The sequence below is a fragment of the Streptomyces sp. NBC_01635 genome, assembly GCF_045209715.1.
Lineage (GTDB): Bacteria > Actinomycetota > Actinomycetes > Streptomycetales > Streptomycetaceae > Streptomyces > Streptomyces hirsutus.
Map to the genome: position 1 here is coordinate 7,220,778 of NZ_CP109277.1, position 16,981 is coordinate 7,237,758.

General features: G+C 68.5%; 17 protein-coding genes. 6 read left to right on the forward strand and 11 right to left on the reverse strand.

All coding sequences use genetic code 11. The features are described from left to right. Nucleotides 1-84 precede the first annotated feature (84 nt). Entirely contained in the window at nucleotides 85-618 is a 534-nt protein-coding gene (locus tag OHB56_RS33570; protein WP_406357429.1) for a hypothetical protein, read from the forward strand. Between the two features lie 58 nt (nucleotides 619-676). Here OHB56_RS33570 and OHB56_RS33575 read toward each other — a convergent pair whose 3' ends face one another. The 3 genes from OHB56_RS33575 to OHB56_RS33585 all read right to left on the reverse strand — a co-directional run bounded on the left by OHB56_RS33575 (nucleotide 677) and on the right by OHB56_RS33585 (nucleotide 7,847). After that, nucleotides 677-2,287: an IS1182 family transposase gene (locus tag OHB56_RS33575; protein WP_406357431.1), complete on the reverse strand. Its 1,611-nt coding sequence runs from the start codon at nucleotides 2,285-2,287 to the stop codon at nucleotides 677-679. A 705-nt stretch (nucleotides 2,288-2,992) separates the two neighbouring features. Beyond that, nucleotides 2,993-5,782 carry a hypothetical protein gene (locus tag OHB56_RS33580; protein WP_406357432.1) on the reverse strand — a complete coding sequence of 930 codons (2,790 nt, stop codon included), beginning with the start codon at nucleotides 5,780-5,782 and terminating at the stop codon, nucleotides 2,993-2,995. Between the two features lie 580 nt (nucleotides 5,783-6,362). Further along, nucleotides 6,363-7,847 (reverse strand): IS4 family transposase, encoded by a 1,485-nt coding sequence (locus OHB56_RS33585; RefSeq protein ID WP_406357434.1) that lies wholly within the window; start codon nucleotides 7,845-7,847, stop codon nucleotides 6,363-6,365. A 315-nt stretch (nucleotides 7,848-8,162) separates the two neighbouring features. Between OHB56_RS33585 and OHB56_RS33590 the strand changes: the two genes are divergently transcribed. Continuing rightward, nucleotides 8,163-9,539 (forward strand): IS1380 family transposase, encoded by a 1,377-nt coding sequence (locus OHB56_RS33590; RefSeq protein WP_406357435.1) that lies wholly within the window; start codon nucleotides 8,163-8,165, stop codon nucleotides 9,537-9,539. A 146-nt stretch (nucleotides 9,540-9,685) separates the two neighbouring features. On the opposite strand, the gene OHB56_RS33595 is transcribed toward OHB56_RS33590, so the two are convergent. The 3 genes from OHB56_RS33595 to OHB56_RS33605 all read right to left on the reverse strand — a co-directional run bounded on the left by OHB56_RS33595 (nucleotide 9,686) and on the right by OHB56_RS33605 (nucleotide 11,113). Further along, nucleotides 9,686-9,808 (reverse strand): hypothetical protein, encoded by a 123-nt coding sequence (locus OHB56_RS33595; protein WP_406357437.1) that lies wholly within the window; start codon nucleotides 9,806-9,808, stop codon nucleotides 9,686-9,688. Nucleotides 9,809-10,040: 232 nt separating this feature from the next. Then, nucleotides 10,041-10,622 (reverse strand): transposase, encoded by a 582-nt coding sequence (locus tag OHB56_RS33600; RefSeq protein WP_406357439.1) that lies wholly within the window; start codon nucleotides 10,620-10,622, stop codon nucleotides 10,041-10,043. Beyond that, a complete protein-coding gene (locus OHB56_RS33605) occupies nucleotides 10,619-11,113 on the reverse strand; it encodes a winged helix-turn-helix domain-containing protein (RefSeq protein WP_406357441.1) in 495 nt (164 codons plus the stop codon). Before OHB56_RS33605 ends, OHB56_RS33600 begins: the two co-directional genes overlap by 4 nt. 210 nt (nucleotides 11,114-11,323) lie before the next feature. Between OHB56_RS33605 and OHB56_RS33610 the strand changes: the two genes are divergently transcribed. From OHB56_RS33610 to OHB56_RS33620, 3 genes are all read left to right on the forward strand, one after another. Further along, entirely contained in the window at nucleotides 11,324-12,772 is a 1,449-nt protein-coding gene (locus OHB56_RS33610) for an NF041680 family putative transposase (RefSeq protein ID WP_406359267.1), read from the forward strand. Nucleotides 12,773-12,839: 67 nt separating this feature from the next. Continuing rightward, nucleotides 12,840-13,331, forward strand: coding sequence for a hypothetical protein (locus OHB56_RS33615; RefSeq protein WP_406357442.1), 492 nt, complete (start codon nucleotides 12,840-12,842; stop codon nucleotides 13,329-13,331). A gap of 132 nt (nucleotides 13,332-13,463) precedes the next feature. Continuing rightward, on the forward strand, nucleotides 13,464-13,673 hold the full coding sequence (locus OHB56_RS33620; RefSeq protein WP_406357444.1) for a helix-turn-helix domain-containing protein: 210 nt from the start codon (nucleotides 13,464-13,466) through the stop codon (nucleotides 13,671-13,673). Between the two features lie 11 nt (nucleotides 13,674-13,684). Here the strand turns inward: OHB56_RS33620 and OHB56_RS33625 are convergent, their stop codons facing one another. The 3 genes from OHB56_RS33625 to OHB56_RS33635 all read right to left on the reverse strand — a co-directional run bounded on the left by OHB56_RS33625 (nucleotide 13,685) and on the right by OHB56_RS33635 (nucleotide 15,252). Then, nucleotides 13,685-14,167: a hypothetical protein gene (locus OHB56_RS33625; protein WP_406357446.1), complete on the reverse strand. Its 483-nt coding sequence runs from the start codon at nucleotides 14,165-14,167 to the stop codon at nucleotides 13,685-13,687. A 136-nt stretch (nucleotides 14,168-14,303) separates the two neighbouring features. Beyond that, nucleotides 14,304-14,492, reverse strand: coding sequence for a hypothetical protein (locus OHB56_RS33630; protein WP_406357447.1), 189 nt, complete (start codon nucleotides 14,490-14,492; stop codon nucleotides 14,304-14,306). Nucleotides 14,493-14,835: 343 nt separating this feature from the next. Beyond that, nucleotides 14,836-15,252: a hypothetical protein gene (locus OHB56_RS33635; RefSeq protein WP_406357449.1), complete on the reverse strand. Its 417-nt coding sequence runs from the start codon at nucleotides 15,250-15,252 to the stop codon at nucleotides 14,836-14,838. Nucleotides 15,253-15,533: 281 nt separating this feature from the next. Here OHB56_RS33635 and OHB56_RS33640 point away from each other — a divergent pair, with 281 nt between their 5' ends. After that, nucleotides 15,534-15,725 carry a hypothetical protein gene (locus OHB56_RS33640; RefSeq protein WP_406357451.1) on the forward strand — a complete coding sequence of 64 codons (192 nt, stop codon included), beginning with the start codon at nucleotides 15,534-15,536 and terminating at the stop codon, nucleotides 15,723-15,725. Here the strand turns inward: OHB56_RS33640 and OHB56_RS33645 are convergent. Together OHB56_RS33645 and OHB56_RS33650 are read right to left on the reverse strand one after the other, a co-directional pair. Continuing rightward, nucleotides 15,720-15,935, reverse strand: a complete 216-nt coding sequence (locus OHB56_RS33645; protein WP_406357453.1) for a hypothetical protein — start codon at nucleotides 15,933-15,935, stop codon at nucleotides 15,720-15,722. The two genes, OHB56_RS33640 and OHB56_RS33645, sit on opposite strands and share 6 nt — an antisense overlap. A gap of 536 nt (nucleotides 15,936-16,471) precedes the next feature. Then, entirely contained in the window at nucleotides 16,472-16,759 is a 288-nt protein-coding gene (locus OHB56_RS33650) for a helix-turn-helix domain-containing protein (RefSeq protein ID WP_406357455.1), read from the reverse strand. Between the last annotated feature and the right edge of the window lie 222 nt (nucleotides 16,760-16,981).

Below are 16,981 nucleotides of genomic sequence, written 5' to 3' on the forward strand. Positions count from 1 at the left end.
TGAAGAGACTGCGCCCCTGGCGTGCGGGTAGGGCTCGAAGGGCCCTGACGGAATCAGCCCCGTCAACGCCCGCATCCCGGCAGGATGATCACCATGCAGGCGGAGATACTGGCGGGGTTGATCGGGTTCGGTGGTGCCATAGTGGGTGCCGGGGGTGCCCTGCTCGGTGGATGGCTCCAGCGACGCCACCAGGCTGCGACGGCCCGGGAGGAACGCCAGGACGCCCGTGGATACGTCGCAGGAGAGAAGGCCCTCGGGGAGCTGTATCAGCTCCGTCAGCACCTGATCATCTGCGGTACTGCGGGAGAGGTCCCCGAGGATCGCCAGCTCTGGCGGTTCATAGCCATCTGGCACTTGGACGACGCCGAGTTGGCGATCATGCTGATGCCCAACGCCTCTCAGATCCGCGAGCAGCTCACGAAGCCTCTGTACTGCGCCAGGCGGTACGAGGTGGCAGGGCAGCACCGTTACCAGCAGACCCCCTGGATGAAGGCATGCGTCACGAGCGCGATCGACATGCTCTCGTCTCACCTCCGAGGGAGCCGGGTACCGGACATCGGCTTGGAGAGGATCAGGGCCAGGGTCAGGGAGAACTATCGCGAGTGGGGCTCCGCCTGACGGCTATGGAGGAGCTGGACTTAGCTTGACTCTGTCGGGGATCTTGGAACTGGAGAGGTCAGCTGCCGAGAGTTCGCCAGGACTTGAGGCGGGGGATCGCGCGTTGATCAAGGTAGCTCTGGAAGGCGGTCGGCTGCCGGGGCGAGGGTCCTTCTCCGGTCGGTGGCAGTCCGCTGAGGCGCTCGATGTTGACGGCGATGGCGGTCAGGACGGGTGGGAGGTGGGCCTTGTTCCGCCCTCGGTAGCGGCAGCGGCGCAGGCCGTGGCCGTGGGCGAACTCGTTGACCGTGCCCTCGACCCCGGAGCGGACCGCATAGCGGGCCTTCCACTCGGCGGTCTGCTGCTGGGTTCGAACGCGAAGTTGCAGGTCGCGTAGTTCGCGCGGAGGAAAGCCCACGTTCCGGGCGCTTTCGCTGGAGGTGGTGCACTGGGTGCGGGCCGGGCAGGGGTGACACTGGCCCTTGGTGAACCGAGCCACAATCAGCGGGGCCGCGGTCGGCGAGGAGGTCGGGTAGGGGCCGTGCCAGCCCCGGCTCACCTGGCCCTGGGGGCAGGTGACCTGCCGGCGATCGTAGTCAATGTGGAAGTCGTCCCGGGCGAAGCCCTCGTTCCGACGGTATTGCCGGGTGGGGTTGCCCCGGAGTGGCCCGGAGACGGTGACCTGGTGATCACGCGCGGCCTGTTCCAGGTGAACCAGGGAGGTGTAGCCGCTGTCGACCAGATGCTCGGCGGGCAGCAGGCCACGACGGCGCAGACGGGTGTGGATGCCGGGCAGGACCTTGCTGTCGTGCGTGGTAGCCGCGGTGGTGGCCACGTCCGTGATCACGTTGGGGCCGTCGGGGGCACAGGTCTCGGTCAGATGAGCGGCGAACCCCTTCCAGCTGATGATGTGTCCGTGGCGCGCGTAGCGGGCCGACGTGTCGTAGGGAGAGACGATCGCCCGGGACGAGGGCGGCAGTCCGGGCCCGCTGTCCTCGTCGGTGCGCCAGAGCAAGCGGCCCGCAGCGTCGCGGTAGTAGTTCTGCATCACTACCTGGCGCAGAGCCTGGACGCGAGGGCCGAACGCCCGGTCCGTCCCGTGCCGGTAGAGGTGTTCCAGGAGCCGGACGGCGTCGTTGCCAGTGGCCAGGATCCTGGTCCTGGGCTTGGTGGGGTTCTTGCCCAGGCGGACCGGCCGGCCGTAGCGGCGCCCCCAGTCCTCATCGACCAGATCGTCTGGCAGATGACCGGCGGTGCCGGCGACTTCTTCCAGCGCGGCGCGGACCGTCTCGGTGATCAGCTCCAGGCGGGTCAGGTCGCGGACCGCGGCCAGGACATGGGTGGAGTCGGTGCGCTGCGTGGTGCGCTCGCGCACCAGCCCGGCCTCCTTGAGGCGGGCCAACGCGAGGTCGAGGAGGCGGTCGGCGCGGTCGCCCTCGGTGAGACGGTCACGGAAGTCGGCCGGCACGCTGTGGTGGAAGCCGGGGTCGTCCGGCTCCATGGCCAGGGCGTATGTGAAGTCGATGCGGCAGCGGACCGCCTCGGCGGCCTGCCGGTCCGACAGATTGAGCAGGAACTGCAGCACGCAGACGGTGGCCAGCTGGGCAGGCGAGAGGCCGGGGCGCCCGTCGCGCGGGTACCAGTCGGCGAAGTCCTCGTCGCGCCACAGCCCATCGAGCCGGTCTCTCACCCATATCGCCGTCGTGCCATCCGGGTTGCTCGCCCGCGCGATCTGCGCGGTCAGAGACGGGACTTGCTCACCGGAACGGGGACGGAGGGACAACGGGCACCTCGACAACTGCTTCGGTTATCGGAACCACCCGAGCATGCCCGTTGATCATGCTGTCGCGCCGCGAAACTCCAAGATCCCCGACAGAGTCAAGCTATAATCCCCGCCGCATCCAGAAACGACTCGGCTACCTCAGCCCCATCGAGTTCGAGGAGAAGCACTACGCCGAACAGGCAACGGCCGAACCGGTGAACCTGAAACCCCGCCAAACCGCCCTGACCAGCTAGTCAGTCACTCCCGCACAGCGGGGGAAGCTCACACCAGGGCGATGCGCCACGGCCCGCTCGGCAGGACCACCAGCGCGGTGAGGTGTGTGGCCCGGACCACCTAGCTCGTCGGCGGCGCCACGGGGGAAAGGGGTGTCCACGAGGTGGCCGGGGGTGTCCGCGAGCTGGTTGAGGGCCTCAGTACGGTCATGCGACTCATCCTGGCCGCCCTTATCCGTCCATTCATCAGCCTGTGCGATGGACCTCATGAGCCTCCGGTACCAGGTGTACGCGGCGAGGTCGGCCGGGCGGCGGAGGCACAGTCGTTCCCCGGGGGCCCGGACAGAAGCAGGCCCCTCCGCGGGAGTGCGGAGAGGCCTGACCTGGTGCACCGGGCGGGCTACGACGCGTCGCGGACCGTGCCCTCGAAGGGCGGGCCCAGCGGCGCACCCTCGTCGTCCGTCAGCTGGAAGCGGACGTACTCGGCCAGCTCCTTCACCGGGTCGCGGATGGTCGGGACGGTCAGGTCCGCGGATTTTTCGCCCGCCTCGATCGTCGTCCACAGCGTCCCGTACTCGACCTTCGAGAGCGGGACCGCCGGGTTCGGGATCGTCTCCACGAGCTGGGACAGCCACTCCTGGTCGACGTCGGCCGTGGACAGCTCCGGGCGGCCGCCGGTGACGGGGACCAGCTGGGCCACGGCCCAGACCTCGATGTCCGCCTTCTCCGAGAGGGAGATCCGCCACGTCAGCGGCGCGCCCTCGGTGACGTCGGCGGTCACCGGCTCGATGGTCACCTCCGGCATCGGGTCATCGTTCTCGGCGGTGACACCGCCGACGTCCGCTCCGATAACCGTGCCCTGAACGGCCTTGACCAGGATGTCGTGGGGCTTGTCCCAGCCGTAGCGCTTGTTGCCCTCGACCTTCACCTTGACCTTGATCCCGGCGGTGCCGGGGCCGACCTTGACCAGTCGGCCGGTCGACCTACCGGTGTCCGGGTCGATGACGTACAACCGGACCGCGCCCGCGTTCTTGCCGGTGATGCGGACGGGCACCTGGTACGTACGGAAGCCGGAGTCGCCCTCCTTGACCGTGAGGCGGCCGATGTCGACGCGGGCGAGCGGCGCGGCCTTCACCGCGGGCGTGCCCGGCTTCCACGACCAGGCGTCCATCAGCCACGCCTTGCCGGAGCGGGACTTGGGGGTCACTTCCAGAGAGGCGATCTTGCTGAGGTTCAGCTTGCCGCGGGTCGCGGCGGTGAGCGGGACGCGGACCTCCTGCGCCCAGTACGAGGCGGTACGGTCGGTGCCCGGCAGCCCGTCGATACCGACGCTGCCCAGCACAGCCCGCTTGCCCTTAGCGTCCCTGACGCTGACGTCGAAGCGGGTGCCGCTGGTGTTCGGGGGCACGGCGACGCGCAGCGCGAGGCTTCCCGCGCCCTTGACCGAGACCGGCTTCTTCGGGGTGAGGCGGGCGGCCGTGCCCGGCTTCTTCCAGTCCAGGGCGACCGCACGGCGGCCGGCCTCGTGCTCGGGACGCCACTGCGCGAAGTGCGGCGAGGAGCCGGGGTCCTTCTCGCCCATGCAGGCGGAGCGGCCAGGGGCAACGGCGTCGCACAGACGGGCGCCGCTGACCTTCAGCGGGCCCTGCGGGGCGTCGGGGAGGAAGCTGGCGCCACGATCGCCGCCGACCGCGTGGGTCAGCACCCGGGCGGGATCGGCGGAGGGAGCGCGGCGGCCGGTGCCGTCGACGAGCTGGCGTACGCGGTCGTCACCGCCGACGAACAGCCGTGCGGCGGCGGCAATGTAGGTCGCGCCCGCCTTGTGCTGCTGGTTGGCGGAGAGCCGCCCGGCGGCGCCGGGCGAGCAGAGCGGGTCCGGCGACTCGGGCTCGTGCCAGAAGTCGTCCTCGGCCGGGGCCTCGGCCTGGCCCGGGGTCCACTCGCTGTTGAAGTAGTTGTGGTTGGCGCCGATCATGTAGACCGAGCTGTGCAGGGCCTTGCCCCGGCTGACACCCCGGGTGCCGTCCGTGAACACCTGACCCTGGAGGTCGGAGACGTCACCGTCGCAGCCGGGCAGGATCGTGAGCGAGGGGACGTCGGGCACCGGGTTCTGGCCGAAGAGGGTGGGGCCGATGTGGACCGTGCCGCGGATGTTCCAACGGGCCCTGGACCGGTAGCCGTCCTGGGCGGCCGGCGGCTTGTACAGGCTGTCCATCACCGCGCGGTTGACGCCCTCGCCACCGCGCGAGTGCCCGACGAGGAGCACCCGGGACAGGTCGGTCTTCGGGCCCTTGCGCACCGCCGCGGGCGCGGAGGCGGGCTTGGCGGCCCAGTCGGCCCAGCGGCCGAGGTGATTGCGGATCAGAGAGGAGCGGGCCTGCGCGCCGCCGTCCTCGGCGTTCCAGTCCTGGCCGTTGATGCCGTTGGCGGAGATCGAGACGGTCACGTACCCCTGGGAGGCAAGGAGCTTCTGGTCGCGCAGATAGCCCCGGTGGCTGGGGATCGGCTTGCTGCCCTTGGTGCAGGGCCAGTTGCCGGAGGTCTCCTCGTCCTTGCCGGGAACGTAGCAGGTGGAGTGGCGACCGTGCAGGAACAGGGCGATCGGACGCTTGCCGGGGGCCTTCTTCGGGGCGACGACGACCCCGCGCATCTCGACCAGCGCGGGGAGACCCGGGAGCTTGACGGAGGAGAGGCTGTACTCACCAGTGGTGGTGGCGTACTTGCCGGCCTTGCCCGGGTCGACGGTCCCCGCAGGGAGTTTGGGCGGGAGCTTCGGGGCCGACGGCTTCACCTTGCGGCTCGCGCCCGCGCCTGGGGCTTCGTCGAGTCGGCGCCCGGCGGCCTGGACCTGCAGGTCGTCCAGGTCGGCGGTACGAACCTCGTCGAGGGGGATCCGGAAGGTCCGGCCATCGTCCTGCGGCTCAGGGACGCCCACGAGCGCGCCATTCGCGCGGAACTCCACGCGCGCATCGCCCATGGGGACCGGCTCGGGGGCGCGCCACTCCAGGTGGTTCCGCCCGTCCTCACCGGCGATGCCCCAGCCGGGCGGCAGCGTCTCCCCAGCGTCGGGTGTCGTTATAGCCCTGGGTATGTCCGGCGGCGCCGGGGCGGCGTACGCCCCCGCCGGCGCCACCCCTGCCACCGTCAGCACCGCTATCGCGGTAGCCCATGCTTTCCGGCCACGTATCAAAAGCTCTCTCCTCAACCCTGGTTAAGCGCGCGTCCGTTCCGGTGGTCTGTTCCGCATCAAACGCGCTCTCAGACATCGAGACGGGGAGTCGAACCTGCGGGTTGCCTCTGCGGAGGGAATGATCGGCGGGGCCTGTGCCGCAGGGGGTCGGCAGGGTCGTGCGACGGGAAGGTTCTGCGTGGCGGAGGGGTGGCGGGGTGAGGGTCGGGGCAATCGAACGTCGCCACCAGGACTTCCGCTGGGCAAGTTCGGGGCAGGACACCTTGAAGGCGGCGACAGCTCGTTCGTGAAGTCGTCACCGTGCCGAGGTCGGGGTCGACGGTGCAGCCGGAGTCGGAGTAGAACCCGAAGTCGGACCTGAACTTGAACTCGACGTCGGCGTCGGCGTCGGCGTCGGGACCTCGTCCGACACTGTCTTCGCCTCCGGAACTACCAGGAAGGCAAGAACCACCATCGCGGTCGCACCCGCCGTGATGGATCCGACGATGTCCCCGGACTTAGCCTCGCGCTTTCATGAAATGGGCTGTCCAGCAGACGGTCAGGCAAGCAGAAAGTGCCTCTGACCAGCAATGCCGGTGATTTAGGGCGTTTCCGCAGGTGAGGGTGGGTATCCCGGGTTCCGCGTGACTTTGAGTGAGTAGCTGACGCGGCTGGGCGGGCGGGGCTCGTCCCGACGTTTGGCTTCGAACGTGTTCCGCGGTGGTTTCTTCAGTCGCTGGCAGCGGCGGTCGCGGCGTGGGGGCAGGCGGTCGTTGAGGAGTTCCTGGACGACTTCGAGGCGGGCGACGTGCAGGGCTTGCGGGTTCGCTGCGGTCTGTCCGGCGGTGGTGAGCCGGGCGAGCCGCACGGTCGTGGTGAAGGAGATCCGGTCAGGATCGATCTTGCCCTGTTCGGCTGCGTGGACCTTGAGCGCGCACAGTGCCTGGTAGACGGTGAGCAGTGCGTAGATTTCCTGGCAGATGAGCTCGGGGGTTTTGGAACGCAGGATGAAGCCGGCGCCGCGCAGGCGGTTTTTGAGTTCGGCGAAGCCGTTCTCGATCTCCCAGCGCTGGTGGTAGAGCTGGGCCAACTGCCGTGCGGGTGCTTGCCGGTGGTCGAGCAGGCTGGTCGCGAGGCGGAACTTCTCCACCTGCACCGGCCCGTGCCGGGGCCGGACGGTGACGGTGTAGTCGATGATGCGCACGAGGTGTCCGTCGGGCAGCCCTGTCGGGGTGCGGCCCTGGAAGCGGGCGTTGCCCAGGCGCTGGCCCTCGGCGGGGGTGGGCATGACGGACACGTACGAGCCGTCGGGCAGGACCCACAGCGGCGGCAGGACGAGGTTCTTCTTGATCCGCCAGGCGAGGTGGCAGCCGGTCGCCTCGACCAGGCCCCACAGCTCGTGGCCGGCGAAGTTGCGGTCGGCCAGCAGCAGTATGCCGGGCCGCAGGGAGGCGAGCAGGCGGCGGGCGAGCTTGTGCTCGCTGAACCTGGCGATCGAGTCGAAGGCCGCGTCGATGACGGCGTGGGTGCCGCACTCGATCAGGGCCATCAGTCTGACCTGTGGGTTTCCGCTCTTGTTGGTGCCGTCGCGGCCGGTGAATCCGAACGTGGCGGCGTTCTCGGGGCTGTCCGGCACGTCCAGCGCGGTGCCGTCCCAGGCGACCAGCCGCAAACCGAAGGCGAATGCTCCCGGGGTCGTGGGTGTCGCCTGTGCGCCGCACCGGCGTTCGAAGAGGGCCTGCAACGGCTTGTCTCCCAGGCGCTGGCGGGCTCGGGTGAGGGCCGAACTGGTGGGCAGGCGCTGCACGAGCCCGCCCGGCAGGTGCCGCAGTTTCTCGGTCAGGGTCCGCAGGACCGCCCGGTATCCCGGCGGCCCGGCGCTGTCGGAGCTGCTGAACAGGCACAGGGCCAGGACGAAGTAGACCACCGCGCGGGCCGGGAGAAGCCTGCGGCGGCGCTCGGTCCTTCCGGTCAACTCCAGTACTTCGTCGACTACTTCGGGTGTGATCTCCTCGGTGAGTACACCGAGCCGGATCCGGTCGCCGAACTGCGGCTCCGACCGCCTTCGGGGACTTCGGGATGGCACCGGACGGACCGCCGTGGTGACGGCTGGGGCAACAGCGATGGCAGACTGAGCGCCCAACGGGGCTCCCTCGCAGGCAGTCGGATCTTGGTCGATCTCCTGTCCTACCGGGAGCCCCGTTGCCCTGTCCCGAGATCACCTGGCGCATCATCAGTCCGTGGTGGACCGCCTGTGCATCCCAGGGTTCTACTCACCCTGAACACTCGTCATCGCGCGCTCTACCTGCACTGATGCCCTAAATCACCGGCATTGCTCTGACCAGCGAGAATGGGGATTGTCTAGGTCCTTGTTCCCGCTGAAACCAGAGGCACTTTCCAGGTGAAGAAGCCTACCGGGTCCTATCCCCGTCTCCGTGTCCAGGGGGACGGCCGGGCGGTGGTCTCACAGGCCGGCTCGGTCCTGCTGGTCGAGACCGTCCGCAAGGCCGGTCTCGACCAGGCAATATCGGCGGCTCTGGCTCCGTGGCGGAAGCCGCGGGCCGTCCATGATCCCGGCAAGATCCTCACGGACGCCGCCCTGGCGGTCGCACTCGGCGGGGACTGCCTGGCCGACATCGCGGCTCTGCGGTCGGAGCCGGCCGTGTTCGGACCGGTCGCCTCCGACCCGACGGTCTCCCGCCTGATCGACACCCTCGCCGCCTCGGACGGGAAGGCACTGGCGGCGATCCGCGCCGCACGTTCCGAAGTGCGGCAATACGTCTGGCAGTTGGCCGCGGGCCGGGCTCCGGACGCCGGCGGGCAGGTGACCGTCGATCTGGACGGAGTGCTGGTCCTGGCCCACTCGGACAAGCAGGACGCCGCCCCGACCTGGAAGAAAACCTACGGACACCACCCGCTCATGGCGTTCGCCGACCACGGCCCGGGCGGAACGGGCGAGCCCGTCGCCGCCCTCCTGCGTCCCGGGAACGCGGGCTCGAACACGGCCGCCGACCACATCACCACCACCCGCCTGGCCCTGGCCCAGCTGCCGAAGAAGCACCGGCGCGGGCGGCAGACCCTCGTGCGCTGCGATTCCGCGGGCGGCACCCACGAGTTCGTGGGCTGGCTGGCCCGGCGCGGCCGCTGGCTCTCCTACTCCGTCGGCATGGTCATCACCGAAACGATCCACCAGCACGTCCTCAAAATTCCGGCGTCGGCCTGGACGCCGGCCGTCGAGCCGGACGGCGAGGTGAGGGACGGAGCCTGGGTCGCCGAACTCACCGGCAGCCTCCTCGACGGATGGCCGACGGGCATGCGGCTGATCGTCCGCAAGGAACGGCCCCACCCTGGGGCTCAGTTGAGGCTCACGGATGCGGACGGCATGCGCCTGACCTGCTTCGCCACCAACACCACCGGTCGGCCAATCACCGAACTCGAGCTCCGTCACCGGCTGCGGGCCCGCGCGGAGGACCGGATCCGGGCCGCCCGGGCCACGGGCCTGCGGAACCTGCCCCTGCACACCACCGCGCAGAACCAGGTCTGGCTGGAGATCGTCCAGATCGCCTTGGATCTGCTGGCCTGGATGCCCATGCTCGCCCTGACCGGCCAAGCAAGGCTCTGGGAACCGCGTCGCCTGCGGTTCCGCCTGTTCACCGCCGCCGGCCACCTCGTCACCACCGGCCGGCGCCGCATCCTCCGCCTCGCCCGCCACTGGCCCTGGACCAACGAGATCACAGGCGCGATCGAACGGCTCGCACTCCTGCCAAACCCCGGCTGACCAGCGGGTTCATCCATCCCCGCGAGAGAAGCTTCCAGCCCGGAGCAGTGGAACCCGGCGTCCACCCGAGACGACACCCGGGCCCCCAACCTGCCCGGCCGCCGCCATCGGCAACGAAATGGGCCGCCGACTTCGTCGGCGGCCCATCACGAAAGATCGAGGCTAGCGGGGCCGGGGTGGGACCGGCGTGTGTATTTGAAGACGAAATACATCACCACGCAGCCAGCAACGAAGATCAGCCCCTTCGTCGAGTCGATCTGCAGCGTCATGAGCGTGCCTCTCGGCTCAGGGGTCGGCTCGCCCGCCCCCAAGAACCGGTGAGCCGGACCCTCCATCGGATTCCATCAAGACGCCTTCGAGCGGCGCCTGCATCCATGCTCGCCCGGCCCCTGAGCCGATCTGTGGTACTTCTGCTCGCCTTCCGTACTGCCTGCGTTACCGCATGCGGGGTTCGGTTGGGGAGCACAACTGAGTTTTTCGTGTCGGGGTGCGTTGCTCCTGTCATAGCGTCAGGACGAGGCCGGTCTCGGCGATGAAGCCGTCCAGGAGGCTTGGGCGGTACTGCATCCGCTTGAGCCGGGTCCGTATCAGCGCGGCGAGTTGGTCGGTGGTGCAGGCAGCCAGGTTGGCCAGCGTCTTCTTCAGGTGCGCCCACACGCCCTCGTCAGGGTTCAAATCCGGTGTATAGGGCGGGAAGTGGAACACCGTCAGCCAGGAACGTGCGGCGAGCAGGGCACGCATCGCGCGGTCGGTGTGCTGGGTGGAGTTGTCCCACAGCAGCACGACCGGCCGGCACCCGAGTTCCTGGTGCACTGCGTCCAGGAAGGCCGCCAGGTCCGGCTCCCGGAAGCCCTTCTTCTCACCCCTGCGGCCGGGGTGGCGCACCAGCATCCGGTACACGAGCCGGGTGCGCTCTTCGGGGCGGCAGCACACCGCGCTGACCAGGGACACCCGCCCGCCGCCCCTGCCGCTGACCTTCACCACCGGAGTGGTGCCCCGCACCGCCCAGGTGCGAGCCTTGGACGGGCGCAGGCCCTGGCCGGACTCGTCCGCGAAGCACAGCCAGGCGTCCTGCTCCCTCACCGTCGTTCCACCACCGGCCAGACTTCCTCGACCCAGGTGGCCACCGCCTGCTCGTCGCGTTCGGCCGCCCGGTGCACCGGAACCTGCGCCGTGAAGCCCATCTGCCGCAGCAGCCGCCAGGTCTGCGGCACGCTGAGCGAGATGTGCCAGCGGCGGCCGATGACGGTGGCCACCCGGGCCAACGTCCAGCGTTGGTCCTCCACCCAGCCGTGCGCCGCCGGGCCCTGCTCCAGCAGGGCGGCCAGCTCCGTGCGCCACTGCGGCCTGAACCGGCTGGACGGCCCGCTGGGCCCCCTCGAGCGCAGCGCCCCGGTCCCGCCCGCGCGCCACTGGGCGTGCCAGGCCCGGGCCGACTTCTGCGAGACACGCAACCGCTCGGCGACCTGCGGCGGCCGCGCCCCCTGCGCGAACATCTCGGCAGCCTGGAAACGGACCTGCTCTCGCTGGTCACGCTGGGGCGCGGTCAGGCCGCCACCATCGGGATACCTCATACCTTCCGGCCTACACCCGACCGCGAACCCCCGCACCCCGACACGAAAAACTCAGAAGTGACACTCTTAGCTTGTTCTTTATGGTCCGGGCTCGAACACCGGGTAGGACATCGCCACTCACCTGGGCATTCGCCGGACAGACTGACGGCCTCCGCTTGAGCATGCGTTCTGTCACCGAACCGCACTCAACCGAAGGCCGCAGGGGTGAGTCTGCTGCATCACGATGCCCGGCACGAGGCGCTCGACTTCACATCACACTTCCGGGAGGACTTCTACGCCTGTCTGACCGCGCGCGGGGACACCCTGTTCGAACTCGCGGACGCGATGCTCTGCGAGAGCGGGCCGGTGACCTCGCCGGTGGACCTGACCTTGGTGGCCGAGCATCGCCGCGGGCACGGCGCGCTCTACGACGCGCTGAACTGTGGCCGCATCGACGCCGCACGGCTGCGGCGGGCGCTGGCGGTGCTGCCGCAGCCCAAGGCCGCCGACAACCGGCTCGTCCTCGCCGTCGACGTCAGCCACTGGCTGCGTCCCGACGCCCCGTGCAGCCCGGACCGCCTGTTCTGCCACGTCTACGGACGCAGCGGACGCTCCAGCGACCAGCTCGTCCCCGGCTGGCCGTACTCGTTCGTCGCGGCGCTGGAGACCGGCCGCACCTCGTGGTGCCAGCTGCTGGACGCACTCCGCCTCGGCCCCGACGACGATGTCGCCGCGGTGACCGCCCGCCAGGTCCGCCGCGTGGTCACCGACCTGATCGACGGCGGCCAGTGGGAGGACGGCGACCCCGACATCCTGATCGTCTTCGACGCCGGCTACGACGCCCCGCGCATGGCCTACCTCCTGGCCGGCCTGCCGGTGGAGGTGCTGGGACGGATGCGCGCGGACCGGGTGATGCGCAGGCCCGTCCCTGCCACCTGGACACAGCCGGGGCAGGGCGGACGGCCACCGAGACACGGAGGAGAGTTCCGCTTCGCCAAGCCCGCCACCTGGGGCGAGCCCGACCGGGCGACAGTGCAGGTCACCGCCCGCTACGGCACCGCCCGCGCGACGGCCTTCGACCGCCTCCACCCGAAGCTGACCACCCGCAGCGCGTGGATCGACCACGACGGCGAACTGCCCGTCATCGAGGGCACCGTTATCTGGCTCGAAGTGGACCGCCTGCCCGGCGGTCAGGACCCGCTGCCCGTCTGGCTGTGGTCCTCGAAGACCGGCATGACCAGCCAGGATGTCGACCTGCGCTGGCAGGCGTACTTGCGCAGATTCGATCTGGAGCACACCTTCAGAATGATCAAGCAGACGCTCGGCTGGACCCGCCCGAAGCTGCGGTCTCCCCAGGCCGCGGACCGCTGGACCTGGCTGATCGTCGCCGCCCATACCCAGCTCCGCCTCACCCGCGACGCCGCCGCCGACCTCCGCCACCCCTGGGAGAAGCCGGCCGAGCCCGGCCGGCTCACCCCCGCCCGTGTCCGCCGGGGGTTTAGGAACATCCGCCCGCACCTGCACTGCCCGGCTCGTGCACCGAAACCCTCAATGCCCGGACCAGGCAGGCCACTTGGATCGAAGAACCGCCGCCCGGCGACCCGCTACGACGTCGGCAAAACGACCAGACGACCCGAAAGCATCACCGAACGCAATCAACGCAAAGCCCGCAAAGGTTAAATAACAAGCTTAAAGGACCTGACGGAATCAGCCCCGTCACAATCCACCTCCGGGCAGGATGATCGCCATGCAGGCAGAGACGTTGGCAGGGCTGATGGGTCTCGCGGGTGCTGTGGTGGGTGCGGGGGTCTCCACGGGGGCCGTGATCTGGCAGCAGCGGAAGGCAACTCATGCCGCTGAGCGGGCCTACCGGCTCGGCCTCGCCGAAAGCGCGGCCAACGAGATCATCCGGCTGAGCTTCGAGGTGGAAGACCTCCTGGAGGTGAGAGATCCCACGGAGGAGGGCTGGAGCGCTGAGCTTCAGCAGAAGTGCCGGGGCGTTGAGGAGCAGTCCCTCCGGTTCTCGGACGAGGATGTACGCACGTTCATGGCGCCCGTCAACGCTGAGCTGTTCGTCCTCTACAACAGGAGAGGCGTGCCCAGCCCCTCGGACGCCAGCCCTCTGTTGATCGACATCCGCCACGCTATGGGCTTCGTACTGCGCCGTGAACCTCTTCCCCAGAGATATCTGCGCGCCCACCTGGAGCGACGCCGACGCCCCCGTGCAGACCCATCATGACGCCCACCAGACAAAGTACTTGCTTTCCCTAACGAACGACCGTATAATCGAACACATCAGGACACGTACGTCCTCGTGCAGGCCCCGACGCCATTGGCGGACCGGGGCCTTTCGCATGTCGGGAGGGCTTCAGTGGAGGACGAAATCTGGCTGACGACCCGAGAGGCCGCGGAGCTGACTGGCGTCAGCGTCGTGACGATCTACTCGTGGGTCCGCCGAGGCCACCTGAAAGTCGAAGGCCTCGATCACCGGGGCCAGAAGCTCTTCCGCCATCTCGACGTCGCGAGGGCCGAGAAGGCCACCCGGGCTAAGGCCAAGCGCGTGCTGGTTCCTGCCGCCTGACCCCAAGCCGGCTACTTCGGCATGACCATGCCCTGGTCCGTCACGTGATAGCTCCCCATGCAGGTCGGGAACGCCGAACTATCCCCAGGCCCTCCGCGCATCTGCGACGAGGTGCAGAACTTGAACAGGATCTGCTGCTTCTCCTGGTAGGACAGCCCGGCAGGTTGATCGTCCTGCTGCTGGCCTTCCTGCGACTGGTCGTCCATCTGATCCTGCACCCACGGGCTGGGCGAAGAGGGGTCCGAGCTGTCACCCGTTCCCAGGACCGCACCGCCTAGGAAGAACGAACCCACGGCAACGGCGACAACGCTGCCCCACAAGGTCAACGGCCGCTTCCACCAAGGGCTCTCCATCGCCGCCAGGATGCGCTGGGACTCCGGATCGACCTCATACTCGTCCCGCCAGCCGTACGGCTCCCCTGTCGGGCCAGCCGTCGCCGGAGCGCTGGACGGCCGCGGAGGGACGTTCGGGGGAAGTGGCGACGTGTTCTCCACCGCAAGCTCCTCAAGCCCTGACCGGCAGCCACATCGCGCACGGAGAGTCGGGCGGCAAAGGCTAACCACCAGGCATCCATGGTTTCTACACGAACGGCTCAACTGTTCTGCACTTGAGCACCTGGCGACCTTCTGATCAGGCCCGCTTCACATCCAGGAGGATGCGCTCCGGCGGCATCCCGGTGTAGAAGACGATCCGTTCACGCGCGATGTCTTCGACCTCGCCGAGGTGCCTGCACGTCGCACGACCGCCGCTATCCATCTTCAGGTCCCAGCCGTCCCGCGTGGGCGTAACCCACACCGTGTACGTCGTCGTGGCGACCATGGCGGGGTCGAGAGGAGCAGCGGGCTTCCGCGACTCCTGGCGATTGAGTCTCAACACCCGTCCCAGCCATTCGAGACGGGCATTCCGTCTCCGGATCTGCTGAGGGGTCAGCCTGCGCCTCCTGCGGCTGCCGCCCAGACGTCCTGACACCCTGACGGGCCCCACCCCGATCGAGATACGCATCCGGTGAGCATACGAGCGCTGCCTGAACGAGGGCGGGACTTCGAGGAAGCCTAGGAGACCGCCCAGGCCCACTACAACGAATCACGACGCTGAGCCTGACGCCCCGCTCGTCCAGCGGGGCGTCAAGCGCTGACTCACAGGTGGTTGCGGTCCTTGCAGCTCATCCAGCCAGGTGCTGGTAACCGAGAGCCACATATTCCTGCTTGCAGGCAGCCAAGTACTCCTGGCTCTGTTCAGCGGAGTAGAAGAGGATGAACCCCATTCCCTTCTCCGCCACATCGCAGGGGAGATCCGGCGAGCCACCGATAATCGACACGTCCCCACCCTCAAGGTGGTTTTGATACATCGCTTGGGCGTCAGCTTTCCCCTGCTCAGCAGGGGAAAGACGGTCCGGCTCTCCGCTGCTGCTGGACGTGAAGCTGCTGCTGCCGGAGATGAAGCCCAGAAGGAACAAGACGACAGCGAAAGCAACGACGCCTCCCACCAAGGCCACCGGGTGGCTCCACCAAGGCCGTTTCGGCCTGGGCAGCGACGGAGGGACCGTCGGGTACTGGGGCACGTGCTGGTGGTACTCCACGACAGCCTCCTTGGAGCCCTGACCGGCAACTACGTCGTGCGCAAGGAGTCGGGCGGCACAGGTTAACCACGAGACATACATGTGATCTACACATGAACCTCGGTCGTGATCTAGCTGTGAGCTTCAGCTGACGCCCGTCAACGCCTGATGGCTCTCCCGTCGCCTCGACGTTCAGAGGGCCGAGAAGGCCACCCAGGCCCCGCTCCCCGGCGGAGCTTCCAGATCGCCGCCTGAGCACGAGAGAATGCGGATCCCGTCCTCTCGTGAAAGCCCAGGAGGCCATGATGAGCACCGCTGGTCCTAACCTCTGCCTCTGCGGCTGCGACACCGAGATCGGTGAGGACAGCACTTTCGCGTCCGGACACGACAGCGCGTACATGTGGCGGGTCCTCAAGGAGGACTTCGGCGAGGGCAAGGGCGTCAGCGAGCGCTTCCTCGATTGGTACCTGAAGAACCGCCCTCGGAGGTCATGACGCGGGACTCTCCGACTGCTGCTGCGACAGTGCCCCGTTGGCGCCGGGCACCGACACAGGGTCGACCGACTTCAGCACGCCGTCCAGTTCGGGCAACTTGGCGGCGGAGAGCTTCAGGACCAACGCAGCTCGCAGATGCGCCTTGATGGTGGCGTCTTCCTCTTGACTCAACAGCTCGATCACCTTGTCCAGATAGCTCTGGGCCTTCATGTCTTCGCGAAGCCCCCTGGCTGTGTCACGGGGACGACCAGGAACTTTTCTCCTGCCACGCCCGCGGAGGCGGCTACGGCGGCGGGTGGCGGGTTTCCAACGGCCGGTGGTGCCATGCAGGGTGTTGGTGGTGCGGGTGTCGGCGTGCAGGGCTGCTCGAAGCGGCTCTTCGGGCGTCGGACCGGGACGCGGATGCCGATTCAGGCGCCGAGGCAGCCCTTGTCCGCGAGGGTGGGCAGGTCGTCGGCGGCCGCCTGGTACAGGGCCGGGAGGACGTGAATGCGGGCTGATGTCGGGGACGCTGCCGGGCTCGGCCTCGGAGCCCCACAGTGGCGCGCTGTCGGGGGCGGCCGGGAACTACACATTCCCGCCGGGCTGAACCACCGGTCGCTGCCGTTCTCGCGCACGGCGACGACCCGGTCCGACTCGATCGGCTTGCTGTCGAGGACCACATAGGTTGTGCCCCGCGGCAGCAGCGTTCCAGGTCCTCATATAGGTCGGGGCCTGGTCGGCTCGTGCCGGTGACTGCCAGTACGTCAGTGCAGCTTTTGCTGTTCCAGCCATCTGAAGACATCGGACCTCTTGTACTGGACCTTCGCATTTCTGCCCCGCCCAAGCTTGTAGCCCTTGAGCCCCAGCTTTCGGGCTTCTCTGTATACCCAGCTCTCGGACATGTTGATCATGGCTGCGAGCTCGGAAGTATCCATGAGTATGGGCTCCACAGTGGAGCTGCTGCCCCCAGCAGAATGAGGCCGAGGGGTCTTCTCGGAGCGGTTCCGTCTCGTGTGCATCGGCATCTCTTCTCCATTCGGTGAGGTACTCATCGGGGCCCGAGGAACATTCGCCAAGACGGATGACCGGCCTGGTCGAGGTAGGAGAATGATGCGGAGTATCGCCGGTTTGGCTAACCGGGGAACTCCGGCTATGTTCCGCGCCGCCTCGTGATGCGGCACCTTCGACGGGGGCGCTTGGGGGCCCTGTCGGACTCGGCTGTGAGCCCCTGGGGGCCTCCACTCCGAGCCGTGATGGATGGGCTCGGCGTGATC

Coding starts and splice junctions, on each gene's coding strand:
- OHB56_RS33640 (WP_406357451.1), top strand. CDS start 15,534: ATGATGAGCACCGCTGGTCCTAACCTCTGCCTCTGCGGCTGCGACACC.
- OHB56_RS33645 (WP_406357453.1), bottom strand. CDS start 15,935: ATGAAGGCCCAGAGCTATCTGGACAAGGTGATCGAGCTGTTGAGTCAA.
- OHB56_RS33615 (WP_406357442.1), top strand. CDS start 12,840: ATGCAGGCAGAGACGTTGGCAGGGCTGATGGGTCTCGCGGGTGCTGTG.
- OHB56_RS33595 (WP_406357437.1), bottom strand. CDS start 9,808: ATGACGCTGCAGATCGACTCGACGAAGGGGCTGATCTTCGTTGCTGGC.
- OHB56_RS33650 (WP_406357455.1), bottom strand. CDS start 16,759: ATGAGTACCTCACCGAATGGAGAAGAGATGCCGATGCACACGAGACGG.
- OHB56_RS33630 (WP_406357447.1), bottom strand. CDS start 14,492: ATGGTCGCCACGACGACGTACACGGTGTGGGTTACGCCCACGCGGGAC.
- OHB56_RS33605 (WP_406357441.1), bottom strand. CDS start 11,113: ATGAGGTATCCCGATGGTGGCGGCCTGACCGCGCCCCAGCGTGACCAG.
- OHB56_RS33570 (WP_406357429.1), top strand. CDS start 85: ATGATCACCATGCAGGCGGAGATACTGGCGGGGTTGATCGGGTTCGGT.